Origin of the sequence: Actinomadura monticuli (assembly GCF_041463655.1) — a bacterium.
GTDB classification, from domain to species: domain Bacteria; phylum Actinomycetota; class Actinomycetes; order Streptosporangiales; family Streptosporangiaceae; genus Spirillospora; species Spirillospora monticuli.
In genome coordinates, this window is sequence record NZ_JAXCEI010000010.1 from 221,751 (window position 1) to 238,789 (window position 17,039).

At 74.5% G+C, this 17,039-nt stretch carries 17 protein-coding genes; 12 read left to right on the top strand and 5 right to left on the bottom strand.

Annotation, left to right across the window (positions count from 1 at the left end; translation table 11 throughout):
- The first annotated feature begins 77 nt into the window (after nucleotides 1-77).
- The 3 genes from SM611_RS23470 to SM611_RS23480 are packed head-to-tail and all read left to right on the top strand — an operon-like array spanning nucleotide 78 to nucleotide 3,257.
- Nucleotides 78-1,595, top strand: a complete 1,518-nt coding sequence (locus SM611_RS23470) for a class I adenylate-forming enzyme family protein (RefSeq protein ID WP_371952046.1) — start codon at nucleotides 78-80, stop codon at nucleotides 1,593-1,595.
- Between the two features lie 4 nt (nucleotides 1,596-1,599).
- Complete coding sequence (locus SM611_RS23475; protein WP_371952047.1) at nucleotides 1,600-2,367, top strand: enoyl-CoA hydratase/isomerase family protein; 768 nt, start codon at nucleotides 1,600-1,602, stop codon at nucleotides 2,365-2,367.
- Nucleotides 2,364-3,257: a TIGR03564 family F420-dependent LLM class oxidoreductase gene (locus SM611_RS23480; protein WP_371952048.1), complete on the top strand. Its 894-nt coding sequence runs from the start codon at nucleotides 2,364-2,366 to the stop codon at nucleotides 3,255-3,257. Before SM611_RS23475 ends, SM611_RS23480 begins: the two co-directional genes overlap by 4 nt.
- A 24-nt stretch (nucleotides 3,258-3,281) precedes the next feature.
- On the opposite strand, the gene SM611_RS23485 is transcribed toward SM611_RS23480, so the two are convergent.
- Nucleotides 3,282-3,887, bottom strand: coding sequence for a cysteine hydrolase family protein (locus tag SM611_RS23485; protein ID WP_371952049.1), 606 nt, complete (start codon nucleotides 3,885-3,887; stop codon nucleotides 3,282-3,284).
- 14 nt (nucleotides 3,888-3,901) lie between these two features.
- The gene (locus SM611_RS23490; protein ID WP_371952050.1) at nucleotides 3,902-5,068 is read right to left on the bottom strand and encodes an acyl-CoA dehydrogenase family protein; all 1,167 of its coding nucleotides are present in this window, start codon (nucleotides 5,066-5,068) and stop codon (nucleotides 3,902-3,904) included.
- 103 nt (nucleotides 5,069-5,171) lie between these two features.
- Here SM611_RS23490 and SM611_RS23495 point away from each other — a divergent pair, with 103 nt between their 5' ends.
- The 8 genes from SM611_RS23495 (at nucleotide 5,172) to SM611_RS23530 (ending at nucleotide 12,159) form a co-directional block, all read left to right on the top strand.
- Nucleotides 5,172-6,041: a cupin domain-containing protein gene (locus SM611_RS23495; RefSeq protein ID WP_371952051.1), complete on the top strand. Its 870-nt coding sequence runs from the start codon at nucleotides 5,172-5,174 to the stop codon at nucleotides 6,039-6,041.
- Nucleotides 6,038-6,847, top strand: a complete 810-nt coding sequence (locus SM611_RS23500; RefSeq protein WP_371952052.1) for an alpha/beta fold hydrolase — start codon at nucleotides 6,038-6,040, stop codon at nucleotides 6,845-6,847. Before SM611_RS23495 ends, SM611_RS23500 begins: the two co-directional genes overlap by 4 nt.
- Nucleotides 6,844-7,629 (top strand): enoyl-CoA hydratase/isomerase family protein, encoded by a 786-nt coding sequence (locus tag SM611_RS23505; protein ID WP_371952053.1) that lies wholly within the window; start codon nucleotides 6,844-6,846, stop codon nucleotides 7,627-7,629. Before SM611_RS23500 ends, SM611_RS23505 begins: the two co-directional genes overlap by 4 nt.
- Entirely contained in the window at nucleotides 7,626-8,024 is a 399-nt protein-coding gene (locus tag SM611_RS23510) for a hypothetical protein (RefSeq protein WP_371952054.1), read from the top strand. The genes SM611_RS23505 and SM611_RS23510 overlap by 4 nt, the downstream gene beginning before the upstream one ends.
- A 142-nt stretch (nucleotides 8,025-8,166) precedes the next feature.
- The gene (locus tag SM611_RS23515; protein ID WP_371952055.1) at nucleotides 8,167-9,339 is read left to right on the top strand and encodes an LLM class flavin-dependent oxidoreductase; all 1,173 of its coding nucleotides are present in this window, start codon (nucleotides 8,167-8,169) and stop codon (nucleotides 9,337-9,339) included.
- A gap of 283 nt (nucleotides 9,340-9,622) precedes the next feature.
- On the top strand, nucleotides 9,623-10,066 hold the full coding sequence (locus SM611_RS23520; protein WP_371952056.1) for a nuclear transport factor 2 family protein: 444 nt from the start codon (nucleotides 9,623-9,625) through the stop codon (nucleotides 10,064-10,066).
- Nucleotides 10,067-10,069: 3 nt separating this feature from the next.
- Nucleotides 10,070-11,200 (top strand): acyl-CoA dehydrogenase family protein, encoded by a 1,131-nt coding sequence (locus tag SM611_RS23525; protein ID WP_371952057.1) that lies wholly within the window; start codon nucleotides 10,070-10,072, stop codon nucleotides 11,198-11,200.
- Nucleotides 11,200-12,159, top strand: a complete 960-nt coding sequence (locus SM611_RS23530) for an acyl-CoA dehydrogenase family protein (protein ID WP_371952058.1) — start codon at nucleotides 11,200-11,202, stop codon at nucleotides 12,157-12,159. Before SM611_RS23525 ends, SM611_RS23530 begins: the two co-directional genes overlap by 1 nt.
- 63 nt (nucleotides 12,160-12,222) lie before the next feature.
- Here the strand turns inward: SM611_RS23530 and SM611_RS23535 are convergent, their stop codons facing one another.
- From SM611_RS23535 to SM611_RS23545, 3 genes are read right to left on the bottom strand one after another with little or no spacing between them, the layout of a single operon-like run.
- Nucleotides 12,223-13,008 carry an enoyl-CoA hydratase/isomerase family protein gene (locus SM611_RS23535; RefSeq protein ID WP_371952059.1) on the bottom strand — a complete coding sequence of 262 codons (786 nt, stop codon included), beginning with the start codon at nucleotides 13,006-13,008 and terminating at the stop codon, nucleotides 12,223-12,225.
- On the bottom strand, nucleotides 13,005-14,135 hold the full coding sequence (locus SM611_RS23540; protein ID WP_371952060.1) for an acyl-CoA dehydrogenase family protein: 1,131 nt from the start codon (nucleotides 14,133-14,135) through the stop codon (nucleotides 13,005-13,007). The genes SM611_RS23535 and SM611_RS23540 overlap by 4 nt, the downstream gene beginning before the upstream one ends.
- Complete coding sequence (locus SM611_RS23545; protein WP_371952061.1) at nucleotides 14,122-15,171, bottom strand: acyl-CoA dehydrogenase family protein; 1,050 nt, start codon at nucleotides 15,169-15,171, stop codon at nucleotides 14,122-14,124. Before SM611_RS23545 ends, SM611_RS23540 begins: the two co-directional genes overlap by 14 nt.
- A 277-nt stretch (nucleotides 15,172-15,448) precedes the next feature.
- Between SM611_RS23545 and SM611_RS23550 the strand changes: the two genes are divergently transcribed.
- Nucleotides 15,449-17,038 carry a FadD3 family acyl-CoA ligase gene (locus SM611_RS23550; protein ID WP_371952062.1) on the top strand — a complete coding sequence of 530 codons (1,590 nt, stop codon included), beginning with the start codon at nucleotides 15,449-15,451 and terminating at the stop codon, nucleotides 17,036-17,038.
- Nucleotide 17,039 lies beyond the last annotated feature (1 nt).

The following is a 17,039-nucleotide window of genomic DNA, read 5'->3' on the forward strand; positions in this document are numbered from 1 at the left end:
AACGCGACTGACCACTGCCGGGACATAGATCAGACGACGGCCCGAGGTCGGCACTGGCAAGGAAGAGACGGGCAGCCATGGCACAGATGAACATCGCCAGTGGAATCCGCGAGTTCGCGCGCAGTACTCCGAACGCCACCGCGCTGATCGACGGGGACCGGCGGCTCACGTTCGCCGAACTGGACGACCGCAGCAACCGCGTCGCCGGCCTGCTGATGGACGCCGGGTTCGGCGCCGGCGACCGCGTCGCCGTCCTGCTCGGGAACCAGCTGGAGTACGTGGAGGTCGCGGCGGGCGCCGCGAAGGCGGGCGTCGCCATGGTCCCGCTCAATCCGCGCGGCACCGCCGCCGAGCACGGCTCGCTGGTGACCCGGTCCGGCGCGTCCGGCCTGATCGCCGACGCGGCGTTCGAGGCGAACGTCCCCGGCCTCGTCGAGGACCTGCCGCTCGCCCTCTCCCTCGGGTCCCAGGACTGGGGGCGTCCCTACGAGAAGGCGCTCGCCGGGGCCCGCGCGGTGGACCCGCGCGTCCCGGTCGGCGAGACCGACCCGTTCTGCGTGCAGTACACCTCCGGCACCACCGGGCAGCCGAAGGGCGCGCTGCTCACCCACCGGTCACGGGTGCTCACCATGTTCGGCTGCGCGGTCGACTACGGCCTCGGCCCCGGCAAGCGCACCGCCGCGGTCGCGCCGATGGCGCTCGGCGCCGGGTTCTGCTTCGCCTACGCGGGCCCGTTCATGGGCGGCCGGACCTCCATGCTGCCGCGCTGGGACCCCGAGCGGCTGCTCGACATGATCGAGCGCGACCGGCTGCAGACGATCTTCCTGGTGCCGACGCACGCGCTCACGCTGCGCCAGGTCATGGAGGGGTCGCCGCGCAGGTGGGACCTGTCCAGCCTGGAGACCCTCTACTTCAACGCCGCCGCGCTGCCGGTCCCGCTGAAGGAGTGGGTCGTCGAGGCGTTCCCCCACGTCGGCGTGCACGAGCTGTACGGGTCCACCGAGGCGGGCATCGTGACGGACCTGCGTCCCGCCGAAGCGCTGCGCAAGGCCGGGTCGGTCGGGCACCCCTGGTTCATGACGGATGTGAAGCTGCTCGACGACGACGGCGACGAGGTCGGGCCGGGCGTGCCGGGCGAGCTGTTCGGCCACTCGCCGTACAACATGATCGGCTACCTGGACGACCCCGAGTCCACCGCCGCCGCGATCAGGCCGGACGGCTACCTGTCGTCCGGGGACGTCGCCGTCCGCGACGAGGAGGGCTTCATCACCATCGTCGACCGCAAGAAGGACATGATCATCTCCGGTGCGGCGAACATCTACCCCCGGGAGATCGAGAGCGTCCTGATCGCCTGCGACGGCGTCGCCGAGGTCGCCGTCGTCGGGCTGCCGGACGACAGGTGGGGCGAGGCGGTCGGCGCGTTCGTCGTCCCGCGCCCCGGCCGCGACCTCGACTTCGCCGCCCTGGAGTCCGCCGTCCGCGAGCGGCTCGCCGGCTACAAGGCGCCGAAGGTGTGGGAGCGGGTCGACGAGCTGCCGAAGAACAGCAACGGCAAGATCCTCAAGCGGGTGCTCCGCGACGGCTACGGGAAGTGACCGGGTGGCCTACGCGACCCTCGACGTGTCCCGCGACGGGCCCGTCCTCCTCGTGGTCATGAACCGGCCCGAGGTGCTCAACGCCTACGACCGCCGCATGGTGCGGGAGCTGCGGGAGGTCTGGCGGGCGTTCCGGGACGACGACGGCCTGCGCGCGGCGGTGCTGACCGGCGCGGGGGACCGGAGCTTCTCCACCGGCCTCGACGTGGACGACGCCCTCGCCGGCGACGTCGCCAGCCCCTCCCTGGACGAGGACGGGCGGGTCGCGATCACCTCCCGGGACCTGCGCGTCTTCAAGCCGGTCGTGGTCGCCGTCAACGGGTACTGCTGCGCGGGCGGGTGGCATTTCGTCAACGACGGCGACATCATCCTCTGCTCGGACGGCGCGACGTTCTTCGACACCCACATCGACGTCGGGCTGGCCAATCCCGTGGAGGCGGTCGGGCTGCTGAGCCGGCTGCCGCTCACCGAGGTGCTGCGCATGGTCAGCAGCGGGCGCGCCTACCGGCTGGGCGCCGAGCGCGCCCGCGAGCTCGGGCTGGTCACCGAGGTCGTCTCGCGGGACGGCCTCGTCCCGCGCGCGCTGGAGATCGCGCACGTGGTCGCCCGGCACCGTTCCGACCTGCTGGCCGACAGCCTGGAGACGGTCTGGACGGCCGTGCAGGAGCAGCGCGCCCGCGCCGAGGCCCTCGGCCTGGCGCTGCTCATGCGCGCGCCCGACCGCGACCTGCTCGCCTTCCGGGACGCCCCGCCCGGAGGAGCCGTCCCGTGAGGATCGGGATCTTCGACCGGGTCGGCGACGTCGAGCGGACCGCCAGCGACCTGCGGGCGGCGGCGCGCGACGGCGTCGACAGCTACTGGCTGACGCAGGCGTTCGGGACCGACACCCTGACCGTGCTCGGCGCGGTCGCCCGCGACCTGCCCGGACTGCGGGTCGGCACGGCCGTCGTGCCCGTCCAGCCCCGGCACCCGATGGCCCTCGCGCAGCAGGCGCTCACCGCCAACCTGCTCGTGGGCGGACGGCTCGCGCTCGGCGTCGGCCCGTCCCACCCGTCCGTCGTGGAGCCGTGCTGGGGCGTGCCCTACGACCGGCCGGTCCGCTACATGCGCGAGTACCTGGAGGCCCTGAACGGCGCGCTCACCCAGCGCGTCCGGTTCCGGGGCGAGGTGCTGACCGCGCGCGGCGACCTGGACATCCCCGGCGCGCCCGTGCCGCCGGTGCTGGTCGCCGCGCTCGGCCCGCGGATGCTGGAGCTCACCGGCGCCCTCGCCGACGGCACGATCACCTGGATGGTCGGCCCGCGCACCCTCCGCGAGCTGACCGTCCCGGCGCTCCGCCGCGCGGCCGCCCGCGCCGGCCGCCCCGATCCGGAGATCGTCGCCGCGCTCCCGGTGTGCGTGACGGACGACGTCCCGGCGGCGCGCGCCGCGGCGGAGGCGGAGCTGGAGTGGTACGGGACGCTCCCGTCCTACCGGGCGATGCTCGACCGCGAGGGCTGCGAGACGCCGGGGCGGCTGGCGCTGATCGGGAGCGCCGACCGGGTGGCCGCGCGGATCGGGGCGCTGGCCGGCCTCGGCGTGACCACCTTCGCCGCCAAGATCCTCGGCACCCGGGCCGAGCGCGCCGCCGGCCGCGCCCTGGTCGCCGACCTCGCCCGCTGACGGATCGCGGCCGCCCGCGAGGGGTCAGGCCGCCCAGGCGGCGCGGACGTCGTCCAGCGTGTTGACCCAGCCGAAGAGGAAGCCGATGCCGGTCAGCGCGTGCTCGTGCCGGGCCTTGTCGAACTCGGCGGTCGCGTCGCCGATCACGTGCACGAAGTAGTCGCGCTGGCCCGCGTCCCGCGCCGTCGTCTCGACGCAGATGTTCGTCGTCACCCCGCAGATGACCAGCGAGCGGACGCCGAGGCCGGTGAGCACCGGCTCCAGCCGGGTGCCGTAGAACGAGCTGGGGCGCGACTTGTCGATGACGATCTCGCCCTCGGCCGGCGCGAGCTCGTCGATGATCTCCGCGTCCCAGCTGCCGGCGGCGAGGGAGCCGACCTCCTTCATCGCCGGGACGATGTGGTTCGGCAGCACGCCGCCGTCCGCGTAGTCGGGCTGGAAGACGTACCGGGTGTAGATCACCGGCACCCCGGCCGCGCGGGCGGCGTCGACCAGCGTGCGGCAGCCCGCGATCGCCGGGCGGAGCTCCCGGTGCGGCAGCCCCACCGCGGCCATGGAGCCCTTGTCGTCGAGGAAGCCGTTCTGCATGTCGATGACCAGCAGTGCGGTGCTCTCTCGCGTGATGTCCACCGGGACCTCCGGGCTCAGTAGCTTCTCGGCAGGCCGAGCGACTCGCCGAGGATGTTGCGGATCATGTCGTTGCTCACGGGACTGAACAGTTGGAGCCGGGCGTCCCGGAAGTACATCTGCATCGCCGACTCCTCGGCGAGGCCCTGCGCCGCCATCGCGCGCATGCCGCGGTCGACGACGCGGGCGGTCGACTCCGCCGCGACGAGCTTGGCCATGCCCGTCAGCGCGGTCGACGGCCGGCCGTCCTCGATGGCGCGGACGGCGGTGCCGACCAGCGCGCGGGCCGCCGACAGGTCGGCGATCGAGTCGGCGGCGGCGTGCTGGAGGGCCTGGAACCGGCCGATCGCGCCGCCGAACGCCTCGCGCTCGCGCAGGTGGGCGAGATGCAGGTCGAGGGCGGCGCGCCCGATGCCGAGGCTGAGGCCCGCGGCGAGGACGCGCTCGGCGTCCAGCGTCCGGCCGAGCAGCGCCATCGCCCGGCCGCGCTCGCCGACGAGGTTCTCCAGCGGCGCGGCCGCGTCGTCGAAGTAGATCTCGCAGGTGCCGGCGGCGCGCATCCCGGCGAGGCGGACCCGGCGGACGGTGACGCCCGGCTGGTCGAGCGGGACGGCGATCAGGCTGAGGCCGCGCCCGCGCCGACCGCCCTCGGGCGGGTCGGTGCGGCACACCGTGAACGCGACCCGGGCCTCGTGCGCGAGGGAGATCCAGAGCTTCTGCCCGCGCAGCACCCAGCGGCCGTCCGCGACCCGCGCGGACGTGCGGAGGTTCAGCAGGTCGGTGCCGACGTCGGGCTCGCTCATCCCGAACGAGCAGATCATCGCGCCGGACGCGATCTCGGGCAGCCAGGCGCCGGCGGCCGTGCCGGGCGCGTCGGCCAGCAGCCGCATGGCCATGCCGCAGAGGACGTAGTCGACGGCGAGACTGGGCAGGACGCGGGCGATCTCCTCCACGACGGCGACGGCGTCGCCCACCGTCCCGCCGGTGCCGCCGGCCGGCTCCGCGCCGCCGAGGCCGAGCAGCCCGGCGGCGCCGAGCGCCGACCAGGTGCTCGCCGGGAACGCGCCCTCCCGGTCCAGGGCGAGCGCTCGCTCGCGGGGCAGCTCCCGGGCGAGCAGCGACTCGACCATCGCGCGCAGGTCGCCGCGCTCGGCGCCCTCCTCGAACGGCCTCGTACTGAGCACGCCCCCTCCTTCTCCGTCCCGATAAATCTGAGGTATGACCTCCTTGGATGTCAAGCACCAGGTAGAAGCCGTTGACAGGCTCTTGCCCGGCAAGGTTATCCTTATGTCTGATGTATTCGAACCCGTGGGAGGCGCGGTGCCGGGCGAGGTGACGATCATCGACGGCGGGGCCGTGCCCTGGGTCAGCGGCCGGGAGGTCTACGACTCGATGGAACCGGCCTTCCGGGAGAACCTCGGCGACCCCGAGCGGGTCGGGGACCTGCTCTCCCGGTACTGGATGAGGTCCCTCTGGCACGACCCGGCGACGTCCCGGCGCATCGACCACGTCCGCACGGACCCGGGCTACCGGGACCTGTGCGAGGCCTACCACGACAGCGTGGAGGAGGCCCTGTTCCTCGGCGGCCGGGTGACGCTCACCGCCGAAGGGGACTTCGAGGCCGGGGACTACTTCTGGCGCCCGCCCGGCTGGGTGCACTCGGCCGCCACCGACGAGGGCTTCGAATGCGTCCTGATGATGGAGGGTGAGTCCGCGTCGGACGCGAGCGGCCGCGTCTCCCGGGTCGTGCGCCCGGACGAGGACGCGGGACGGCACGCCCGGCCCGGCGGCGGCGACCCGATCGGGCCGCGCGGCTACGTACGCAGGAAGGAAGCCCGATTCATGGTGTGGCACGAGCACGACGACACGGTGACCCAGCTCGCGGGGCCCGGCGTCCCGGGCCTGCGGTCGAAGACGCTGAGCAGGAACGCCTCCGCGGTGGGCCTGTCCGTGCTCGTCGACATGCCGCCGGGGTGGTCGCAGCCCGTCCCGGCGACCGGGCGCGAGCGGTTCCTCGTCCTGACGGAGGGCGCGCTCACGGCCGGCGGCGTCGACCTCGAACCCTGCTCCCTGATCGAGATCCCCGCCGGAGTGGACGGCCCCCCGCTCGCGACCGCCGCGGGCGCGCGCCTGCTGGTGAAGGTGGCGGAGCGATGAGGACCCGGGGCGGATACGCCGACACCGACTGGGGCCAGGTCCACTACCGGGTCAACGGCGACTCCGGCCCGTGGATCGGCCTTTTCCACGAATCGCCGCTCTCCTGCCGGGTCTACGAGGACGTCCTGCCCCTGCTCGGCCGGCACGCCCGCGCGGTCGCGTTCGACACCCCCGGGTACGGCGCGTCCGACCCCCCGCCCGGGCCCGGCTTCGAGATCCCCGACTACGGCCGCGTGCTCGCCCAGGCCGCGGCAGGCATCGGGATGGAGCGCCCCGTCCTCGGCGGGGTGCACAGCGGAGCGTCCCTGGCGCTCGCGGCGGCCGCCCACCTGCCCGCCGCCGGGCTCGTGCTGAGCGGCGTCCCGCTGTTCGACCCGGACGAGCGGGCCGCCTTCCTCGCGAACTGGACGCCCGACGCGCCCGTCGACGGCGCGGGCGCGCAGTTCGGCTGGGCCGTCGCGCGCTACCTGCGCAGCTGGGGGCCGGACCTTCCGCCCACGATGCTGCACCTGGCCGTGGTGGAGATGATGCGGGTCGCGGACCGCTACGCGTGGGGCTACCAGGCGGCGTTCCGGTACGACCCGTCCGGCGCGCTCGCCGCGGCGGACGTGCCGGTCCTGCTCCTCGACGCCGAGTCCGACCTGCTCGCGCCCAAGGACGCGATCGCGATGGAGCTGGCGCGCGACGCCCGCCTCGTCGTCCTGCCCGGCCTGCCGGGTCAGCCGCACCTGCGCGCCCCGGAGGACTACGCCGCCGCCCTGCTGGCGTTCGCCCGGGAGGCCGCCGGCCCGGAAGGCGGCTCATGACGGAGGTCCGCACGGCGGTGACCGGCACGGTCATGACCATCACGCTGGACGGTCCTGACCGCATGAACAGCCTCTCGCCGGACACCCTCGACGGCCTGGAGGCCGCCCTGGACGCCGCCGAGCGGGACGCCTCGCTGTCCTCCCTGGTGATCACCGGGACGGGCCGGGCGTTCTGCGTCGGGATGGACATCGGCTTCCTCGGCGCGTGCTTCGCCGACCCGCCCGGGGTGTTCCTGCCCTTCATCCGCCGCTACCACGAGTTCCTCGACCGGCTGGAGGCGTGCCCGCTGCCGAGCGTCGCCGCCGTCAACGGCCTCGCCCGCGCGGGCGGCTTCGAACTGCTGCTGGCGTGCGACTTCGTCATCGCGGCCGACGAGGCGAAGGTCGGCGACACCCACAGCGACTTCGGGATCGTGCCGGGCGCGGGCGCGTCCCAGCGCGCGCCGCGCAAGATCGGGGACCAGCGCGCCCGCGCGCTGCTGCTCGCCGGCCGCTGGCTGAGCGGCCCCGAGATGGCCGACTGGGGCCTCGCCCTCGCCAGCGTCCCCCGGGCGGACCTCGCCGGCGAGGTGGCCCGGCTCACCGGTGCGCTCGGCGACCGCTCCCGCGCGGTCACCGGGATCATCAAACGGCTGCTGAACGCCGCCCCCGACGTCACCCTGGCCGAGGGCCTCCGGCTGGAACGCGAGCTGTTCACCCGCTTCCACGAGGAGGTCGCCGACGCCGACGAGGGCTACCGCGCCTACGTGGAGAAGCGCCGCCCGGTCTGGAACGCCCGATGACGCTCTGCACCCCGCCGGTCGAGATCACCCAGGCGCTCATCGACGACCTCGTCCGCCTCGGCGGCTACACCCACCCGCTGTTCGACCCGGCCGGGGACGCTCCCGCGCCGATGCCGGGCCAGGGCGTCCTTCTCCTGATGGGCGGCCTGGTCGAGCGGTCGGGCCTGCTCGACCGCGCGATCGCCCTCCTCGAACTGCGCGAGGTGCGCTTCCTGCGGATGCTCAGGGCGGGCACGACCCTGCACGTCGAGCTCGCCCCGGGGCCCGCCGAACCGACCTCCTCCGGGAAGGTCGTCCAGCACTACGACTGGACGGCGGTCGACGCCGAGGGCGGCCGGATCCTCCGAGCCCGGGCCCTGATGCTCATGCGCCCGCCCGGGGCCCCGTCCCGCTGACATCCGTCCCACGGCGGCCCGGCGTCCGATCCGTCGGATAAGTCACATTGACCGGTGGTGGCGCCGGGGCGCACAATCCAAACTATGCAAGTAGGAAATATGGATAATCGGTGCCGGGCGGCGCCGGGAAAGAGAGCAGCACGTGACCCTCGCCTTCCACTGGTTCCTGCCGACCTACGGCGACTCCCGCTTCATCGTGGGCGGCGGCCACGGACAGCTCGCCGGGGCCGCGTCCGGGGACCGGCGCGCCTCGATCGGCTACCTGTCCTCGATCGTGCGGGCCGCCGAGGAGTTCGGCTTCGCCGGCGCGCTCACGCCCACCGGCGCGTGGTGCGAGGACGCGTGGCTGACCACCGCGATGCTGGCCCGCGAGTCCGAGCGGCTGGCGTTCCTGGTGGCCTTCCGCCCGGGGCTGGTCAGCCCCACGCTCGCCGCCCAGATGGCCGCGACGTTCAGCCTGCACGCGCCGGGGCGGCTGCTGCTCAACGTCGTCACCGGCGGTGAGGCGCACGAGCAGCGCGCCTACGGCGACCACCTGTCCAAGGATGAGCGGTACGCGCGCTGCGACGAGTTCCTGTCGGTCGTCCGGCGGCTCTGGGCCGGCGAGACCGTCACCCACCGGGGCGCGCACCTCGACATCGACGCGGCGCGGCTGCCGACCCTGCCCGATCCCGTCCCGCAGCTGTACTTCGGCGGCTCGTCGGCCGCGGCGGGCCCGGTCGCCGCCGAGCACGCCGACGTGTACCTGACCTGGGGCGAGCCGCCGCGGGCCGTCGCGGAGAAGATCGAGTGGATCCGCGGGCTCGCCGCCGAGCGGGGGCGCAAGCCGCGCTTCGGCATCCGGCTGCACGTCATCGCCCGCGACACCGCCGAGGAGGCGTGGGGGCAGGCCGGGCGCCTCATCGAGGCGCTCGGTGAGGACGCCGTCGCCGCGGCGCAGGCGTCGCTCGCCCGCAGCGAGTCCACCGGCCAGAGCCGCATGCGCGAGCTGCACGAGCGCAGCCGTGCCGACGGGTCGTGGCGCGACCCGCACGCGCTGGAGGTGGCGCCGAACCTGTGGGCCGGCGTCGGGCTGGTGCGCGGCGGCGCCGGGACGGCGCTGGTCGGCGGCCACGCCGAGGTGGCCGACCGCATCGCCGAGTACGCCGAGATAGGCATCGACGAGTTCGTCCTGTCCGGCTACCCCCATCTCGAAGAGCTGTACTGGTTCGGCGAGGGCGTGCTGCCGCACCTCGCGCGGCGCGGCCTCTACCACGGGCTCGCCGACGGCGGCACCGGCCACACCGCGTTCCTGCCCAAGGAGGATGGGCGATGACGGCGCCCGGCCTGAACCTGAGCCGGGTCTACGGCGCCTTCCCGGCCGGTGCGGCGGGCCGGCCGTGAGGCTGAGGCCGTGGACGGCCCGCGCGTCCGCTCCTACGACCTGCCGGCCGCCGCCCGGAGCGCCGCGTGGACGGCGGCCGCCTGACGACCTGCCCGGCGAAGTGGATTTGACGTCGACGTCGAGTTAGGATCTGCGTGTGCGCGGGGAGGAATCCGACCGCGCGCGGCGCGGGCCCGACGGGCGCGCTCGCGAATCCAGCCGAGGAGGTCACCGCGTGGACGGTTCACGCATCGCCGACATCATCGAGATCGAGCAGCTGCTCGCACGATATGCGGCCGGCATGACGATGGACGACGTGGACGCGGTGCTGGCCGTGTTCGCGCCCGGCGGCACGTACAGCGCCTTCGGCGAGAAGTACGGGCCCGGGGACTTCCCGGAGCTCATGGCGGCGGCGCCCAAGGGCGTGTTCTCCGTGAGCACCCCCGCGATCGAGTTCGACGGGCCGGACTCGGCCACGGGCGTCCAGCCGCTGTGCTTCGTCGCCCAGACCGACCACTCGATGCGGATCGGCTACTACACCGACTCCTACCTGCGCACGGCGGACGGATGGCGGCTGCGGACCCGGGCGATGACGTTCCTGCGCCGCAGCGGCGCCCGGGACTCGGGCCGTCCGCACGACCCCCGGCGCCCGGTGCCGGGCGGGAAGTCCGCGGGCTGAGCCATGGATCTGCGGGAGTTTCGCGCCGGCCTAGACGCGTGGCTCGACGAGCACGGGCCGGAGCTCGAACCCCGGCACGGCCCGGACGTCACGCTCGACGAGGAGATGGCGCACCTCGCCAAGGTCAAGCGCCTGGCCTACGACGCGGGCTGGATGCGGTGGGGCTGGCCCGAGCGGGTCGGCGGGTTCGGCGGGTCCACGCTGATGCGCGCCTACCTCGGGGAGGCGCTGGCGTTCCGGGACCTGATCGAGCCGGGCGTCTACTCCATGACCGAGGTGCTGGCGCCGACGATGATCGAGTTCGCGCGCCCGGAGCTGGCGGCGGAGATGGTGCCCCGGCTGCTGCGCGGGGACGAGACGTGGTGCCAGGGGTTCTCCGAGCCGAGTACCGGCAGCAACCTCGGGTCGCTGGCGTGCCGCGCCCGCCGCGAGGGCGGCGAGTGGCGGGTCAGCGGCCAGAAGGTGTGGACGAGCCTGGCCCAGTTCGCCGAGCGCTGCGTCCTGCTGACCAGGACCGGCACGCCCGAGTCCGGGAACAGGGGCATCACCGCCCTGTTCGTCGACATGGACACGCCGGGGATCACGGTGCGCCCGATCCGCGCGATGCACGGGCGGGACGAGTTCTGCGAGGTGTTCTTCGACGACGTGCGGGTGCCGCTCGACCGCACCCTCGGCGAGGTCGACGGCGGCTGGGCCGTCGCGATGGACCTGCTGCCCTACGAGCGGAGCACGTCGCTGTGGCACCGCGGCGCCTACCTGCGCCAGCGCCTGGCCCGCCTGCTCGGCTCGGCCCCGGAGGGCGCGCTGGACCCGGCCGAGCTGGGCGAGGTGGTGCAGCAGGTGTTCGCCTTCCAGGCCCGCTCCCGGGCGACGCAGCACCGGATGGCGCGCGGGGAGCGGCTCGGGCCGGAGACCTCGATCGACAAGGTCATGGTCGCGACGACCGAGCAGGCGGTGTACGACCTCGTCGCCGGCGCCGTCCCGGCGGACATCGCGCTCGGCGACGACGCGGACGGCGACCGGTGGCGCACCGAGTTCCTCTACTCGCGGGCGGCGACGATCTACGGCGGTAGCGCGGAGGTGCAGCGCAACATCATCGCGCGCCGCCTCCTGGACCTGGGGGCGGAGCGATGATGGACGACGAGACCGCCGATCTGCTGGCGCGCAGCTTCGAGCGGGTCTTCGAGGGCGGGAGCGCCGCGGACGTCGAGAAGGCGCTGGACGAGGTGGGCTGGCGGGAGGCGCTCGAGGCCGAGGGCGCCGCCGTCCCGCCGCTGCTGTTCGCCCGGCAGGGCGCGGCGACCGCGGCGTCCGGCGCGCTGGACGACGTGCTCGCCGTGGCGCTCGGCGTGCCGGCCGGGCCCGGTACGGCGGTCGTGCTGCCGGAGTTCGGCGGGCACGCGGCGCCGGGTTCCGTCCGGAACGGCGCCCTGACCGTGCGCGGCCTCGGCACCGTCCGGATGGCCGCGGCCGACGCCGCCGTGGTGGTCGCGGAGGAGGACGGCGTCCTCCGGGCGTTCACCGTGGAGACCGGGAGGCTCCGGATCCGGCGGGTCAAGGGCGTCGACCCCCGGCTCGGCCTGGCCGCGGTGGAGGCCAGCGACGTCTCGCCGGCGGGCGCCGGCGCGGGCGTGGACTGGAGCGGCGCCCTCGCGGCGGGCCGTTCGGCGCTCGCGTACGAGCTGATCGGCGCGAGCCGGACGATGCTCCGCCTCGCGCGCGAGCACGCCCTGACCCGGGTCCAGTTCGGGCGGCCGATCGCCTCGTTCCAGGCCGTCCGGCACCGCCTGGCGGAGAGCCTGTACGCGATCGAGTGCGCGGACGCGGCGGCCGGGGCCGCGGTGCAGGAGACCGACCGGGCGCTGCTCGCCGGCATCGCCAAGGCACTCGCCGGACGCAACGCGCGCACGGTGGCGCGCCACTGCCAGCAGGTGCTCGCCGGCGTCGGGTTCACCGAGGAGCACGAGTTCCACCATTGCCTCCGGCGCGTGCTCGCCCTCGACGGTCTCCTCGGCGACGCCCGGACGCTGACCCGCGAGCTGGGGGAGGAGCTGCTGCGCACCCGGCAGATGCCCGCCGTGCCGCCGCTCTGACCCCGGCACGCGTGCGAAGGAGCCCCTCCCGGCGGACCGGGAGGGGCTCCTTCGTGATCGGCGTCAGCCGGCGTCGCTCCCCTTGGACAGCTGCTTGTCCAGGGTCACCCGCAGCTCCGGCGACAGGAAGGAGCGGTCCTCCGCGGCGAGGGCGAAGTCGAGCGTGGCGAGGACCGCGCGCTCCAGGTGCAGGTTGAGGACGCGCTTGGTGTCCTCCAGGGCGCGGCGCGGCATCGCGGCGAGCTTCCGCGCGCACGCCATCGCGGCGGGCAGCACCTCGTCGTCGGCGCAGACGTGGTTGGCGAGGCCGATCTCCGCCGCCCGGCGGGCGGGGATCCGCTCGCCGGTCAGCGCGTACTCCTTCGCCAGCTGCAGGCTCGTCAGCAGCGGCCAGGTCACCGGGCCGCCGTCGGCGGCGACGAGCCCCACCATGACGTGCGGGTCGGCGAGATGGGCGCTCTCGGCCATGTAGACGATGTCGGACAGGGCGACGAGGCTGCACCCCAGCCCCACGGCGGGGCCGTTGACCGCCGCGACGATCGGCAGCCGGCACCCCACCATGCCGGTGACGATGCTGCGGGCGTCCACGAGGGTCTGCCGGCGCAGGTCGTCGTCCTTGGTGAGCGCGTCGATGTAGGTGAAGTCGCCGCCGGCGGAGAACGCGCGGCCGGCTCCGGTGAGCACCACGGCGCGGGCGCCGTCGTCCGCGTCGAGCAGCGGGAACAGCGCGCCGAGCCCCGCGTGCAGGGCGTGGTTCGTCGCGTTCAGCCGGTCCGGGCGGTTGAGCGTCACGACGCGGATCGGCCCGTCGGCGGTGACCTCGATCTCCGGGGGCAGCCCGCCGCTCACGAGGCCGGGAGCCCGAGGATCCGGGTCGCCACCAGGTTGCGCTGGATCTGCGACGTCCCGCCCATGACGCTCTGCGCCCGGCTGTAGAGGTACATTCTCAGCCACGTGTCCTCCTCCGCGCCGCCGGTCACGGTGCTCACGTCGAGCGCGGCGTGCCCGACGGCCTGTTCGACCCATGTCATCAGGAGCTTGTCCACCGAGCCCTCGGGCCCGTGCGAGACGCCGTCGAGCCGGTCGGAGAGCCGCCGGCAGACGTGCAGCCGCAGCATCTCCGCCTCGACGACCGCCCACGCGACGTCCCGGACGTGCTCGCCGGTGAACCGCTCCGGTTCCGCGCGCAGGCGGGCGACCAGCTCGTTGACCGCCTTGCCGTAGCGCGCGACGTAGCCGAGCTCGCCCGGCTCGCGCTCGTGGCTGACCACCGTCATGGCCAGCTTCCAGCCCTCGCCCGGCGCGCCGATCATGTCGGACGCCCGCGCGACCGCGCCGTCGAAGACGACCTCGCCGAACTCCCGGGTCACCCCGTTGATCATCTTCAGCGGGCGCTGCTCGATGCCGGGCTGGTCCATCCGGACGGCGAACGCCGACAGCCCGCGGTGCTTGGCCACGGCGGGGTCGGTCCGCGCGAGGACCAGGCACCAGTCGGCGCTGTCGGAGTAGCTCGTCCAGACCTTGTGCCCGGTGATCACGTACTCGTCGCCGCGCCGCTCGGCGCGGGTGCGCAGGGACGCCAGGTCCGAGCCCGCGTCGGGCTCGGAGAACCCCTGGCACCAGCGGTCGCGGCCGTTCACGATGCCGGGCAGGAAGCGCCGCCTGACGTCGTCGTTCCCGTGCCGGAGCATGCCCTGGACGAGGTAGCCGAGGCTCGGCCGCGGCGGGGCGCCGGCCGCGGCGAGCTCCTCGTCGACGATCGCCTCGTACACGCTCGGCAGGCCGTGGCCGCCGATGTCCGCCGGCCAGGACAGCGCGAAGAAGCCGGCGTCGTAGAGGGCCTGGTGCCAGGGCGCCTGGCCGTCCCAGTACTCGTCGGCCGTCGAGGACGCCGGGAGCCCGGGGTTGTTCTCGGCGAGCCACGCGCGCAGGCTCCGCCGGAACGCGGCCTCGTCGGGGGAGTCAGCGAAGTCCATCGTGCACGCCTCCAAGCCCGCGGCGGGCGACCACCCGCTCAAGGTTCGTGCCCACGTCGCCGAGGACCTGGGTCGACAGGAAGGCCCGCCGCAGGTGGACGTGGGCGAAGCACTCCCAGGTGTTGCCGATGCCGCCGTGCACCTGCACGGCGGTCTCGCACACCGCGCGCGCGGCGCGGGCGCAGTAGGCCTTGGCGACGGCGGCGGCGTCGAGCGCCTTGTCGGGGGGCAGCGTGTCGGCCGCCCAGGCCGCGTGCAGCGCGATGCTCTTGGACCCCTCCGCCGAGACGAACGCGTCGGCGAGCATGTGCTGGACGCTCTGGAAGGAGCCGATCGTCACGCCGTACTGCTCCCGGACGGTCGCGTAGGAGCAGGCGAGCCGGACCGCGCCGCGCATCGTCCCGACGAGGTCGGCGCAGGTGAGGGCGAGGGCGAGGGCCGTCCAGGCGTCGAGGTCCGCCGCGCCGAGGCGGCGGACCGCGCCGGGCACCCGCTCGAACGGCGCCCCTTCGACGGCGGCGACCGGGCGCGTGAGGTCGCGTCCCGGGGACCCGCCGGCCACCGGCACCGAGACCAGCTCGTGGCCGTCGCCGCTCCGTGCCAGGGCGAGCGCGGACGCGACGCCGCGGGTGTCGACGGCGACGCCCGAGCAGAGCGCGTCCCCGTCTTCCGCGACCGCGAGCCCGGCCAGGTCCGGGCGGAGCAGGACGGTCTCGGGCGCGTCGGACGGGGCGTCGGGGGCTCCGGCCCGGCGCCGCAGCTCGGCGGCCAGGGTCGGGCCCAGGAAGGTCGTGTCGGCCGCGCCGCGCCCGAGCTCCTCCGCCACGATCGCGGCCTCGACGGCCGACGCCAGCGGCGCGCCGCCGTCGGCGGGGACGCGCAGCTCGCGCCATCCGGAGCCGGCGAGGGCCGCGTCCAGCTTGGCGGCGCGGGCCGCGTCGCCGAGCTCGGCGACGGACTTGGGGGCGAGGTCGTCTACGAGCCGCGCCGCGGCCTCGCGCAGCGCCCGCTGCTCCGCGGAAGGACGGACGTCCATCAGCGCTCACTCCGCATGCTGTCTCGCCCGCCGGGCGTCCGCCCGGGGACGGGGGAGGAAGGGGGGTCGGGGTTGGTGATCATGTACCGGCAACCTCGGGAGAAGATGCGCCGGGGCCTTGCGGTCAGGCCGCCGGCGCGGACGTTGCGAAGCGATTTACAGTTCTAGATAAAAGTCTATACTGACGTCGATGTCAATCCTAGGGACCTCGGCCGGGGGTGCCGATCCGGACCGCGAGGCGATACGTTTCGCCAACGGAAAGAGCGGGAGATGCGCCATGAACGAAAGCCGAGAGCCGTCCTGGCCGAACATCGCGGCCATGACGGCGTCCGCCGGGGAGCGATTCGCCGACCGCACCGCGATCGTCGACGGCGATGACCGGGTCTCCTACGCGGAGCTGTACGCGGAGGCGCGCCGGTTCGGCGCCGCCCTGGTCGCCGCGGGCGTCGAGCCCGGCGACCGCGTCGGGATCTGGGCGTTCAACGGCCGCGCGTGGATCGTCTCCCTGCTCGGCCTGTACCAGGCCGGCGCGACGCTGGTCCCGGTCAACACCCGGTTCAAGGGACGGGAGGCCGCCGACATCCTGCGGCGCGCCAGGGCCAAGGTCCTGGTGACGGTCACCGGGTTCCTCGGCAACGACTACGTCGCGATGCTCGCCGGGTCCGGCGTGCCACTGCCCGACTTGCGGACGATCGTCGTCGCCGACGGCGAGCCGTCCGAGCCGGCCGTTCCGTGGGACGCCTTCATGGCGGGCGCGACCCCCGAGGGCCTCGCCGAGGTCGACCGCCGGCGCGCCGCCCTCGGCCCGGACGACCCGTCCGACGTGCTCTTCACCTCCGGCACCACGGGGACGCCCAAAGGCGTGCTGATGACCCACCGGCGCACGATGGGCGTCGGGACCGACTGGGTCGCCATGACCGGCCTCACCGCCGGCGACCGCTACGTGCTCGTCAACCCGTTCTTCCACATGTTCGGCTTCAAGGGCGGCATCCTCGCCTGCGTCGCCGCGGGCGCCACCATGCTGCCGCAGCCCGTCCTGGACGTGGACCGGGTGCTCGGCCAGGTCGCCGAGGAGCGGGTCACGGTGCTGCCCGGCCCGCCGGCGCTCTACCACGCGATCCTGGAGCACGGCGACCGGCGCCGGTACGACCTGTCGAGCCTGCGCGTCGCCGTCACGGGCGCGGCCGACATCCCGGTCGAGCTCATCCGGCGGATCCGCGACGAGCTGCCGTTCTCCGTGGTCGTCGCGGGCTACGGCCTCACCGAGGCCGGGACGGCCACCTCGACCTCGCCCGACGACGACCCGGAGACGATCGCGACGACCGTCGGGCGGGCCCGCCCCGGCTTCGAGGTCCGGATCACCGACGCCGACGGCGCGGACGCCGCCCAAGGCGAGGTCGGCGAGATCGTCCTGCGCGGCCCGACCACGATGGCCGGCTACCTGGACGACCCGGCCGCGACGGAGGCGGTCCTGTCCGCGGACGGCTGGCTGCGCACCGGCGACCTCGGCCGCTTCGACGAGCACGGCTGCCTGCGCATCGCCGGGCGCTCCAAGGACATGTTCATCGTCGGCGGCTTCAACGCCTACCCGGCGGAGATCGAGGCCATGCTCCTCGAGCATCCGGACGTCCGGCAGGCCGCGGTCATCGGCGTCCCCGACGCCCGCCTCGGGCAGGTGGGCATGGCGTTCGTCGTCCCGCGGTCGCCCGCGCTGGACGCCGCCGGCCTGATCGCGTGGTGCCGGGACCGGATGGCCAACTACAAGGTGCCGCGCCTCGTCGAGCTGATCGACGAGCTGCCGCTCACCGAGAGCGGGAAGGTGCGCAAGAACGCGCTGGAGGCGCGGGCCGCCGACCGCCGCGGCTGAG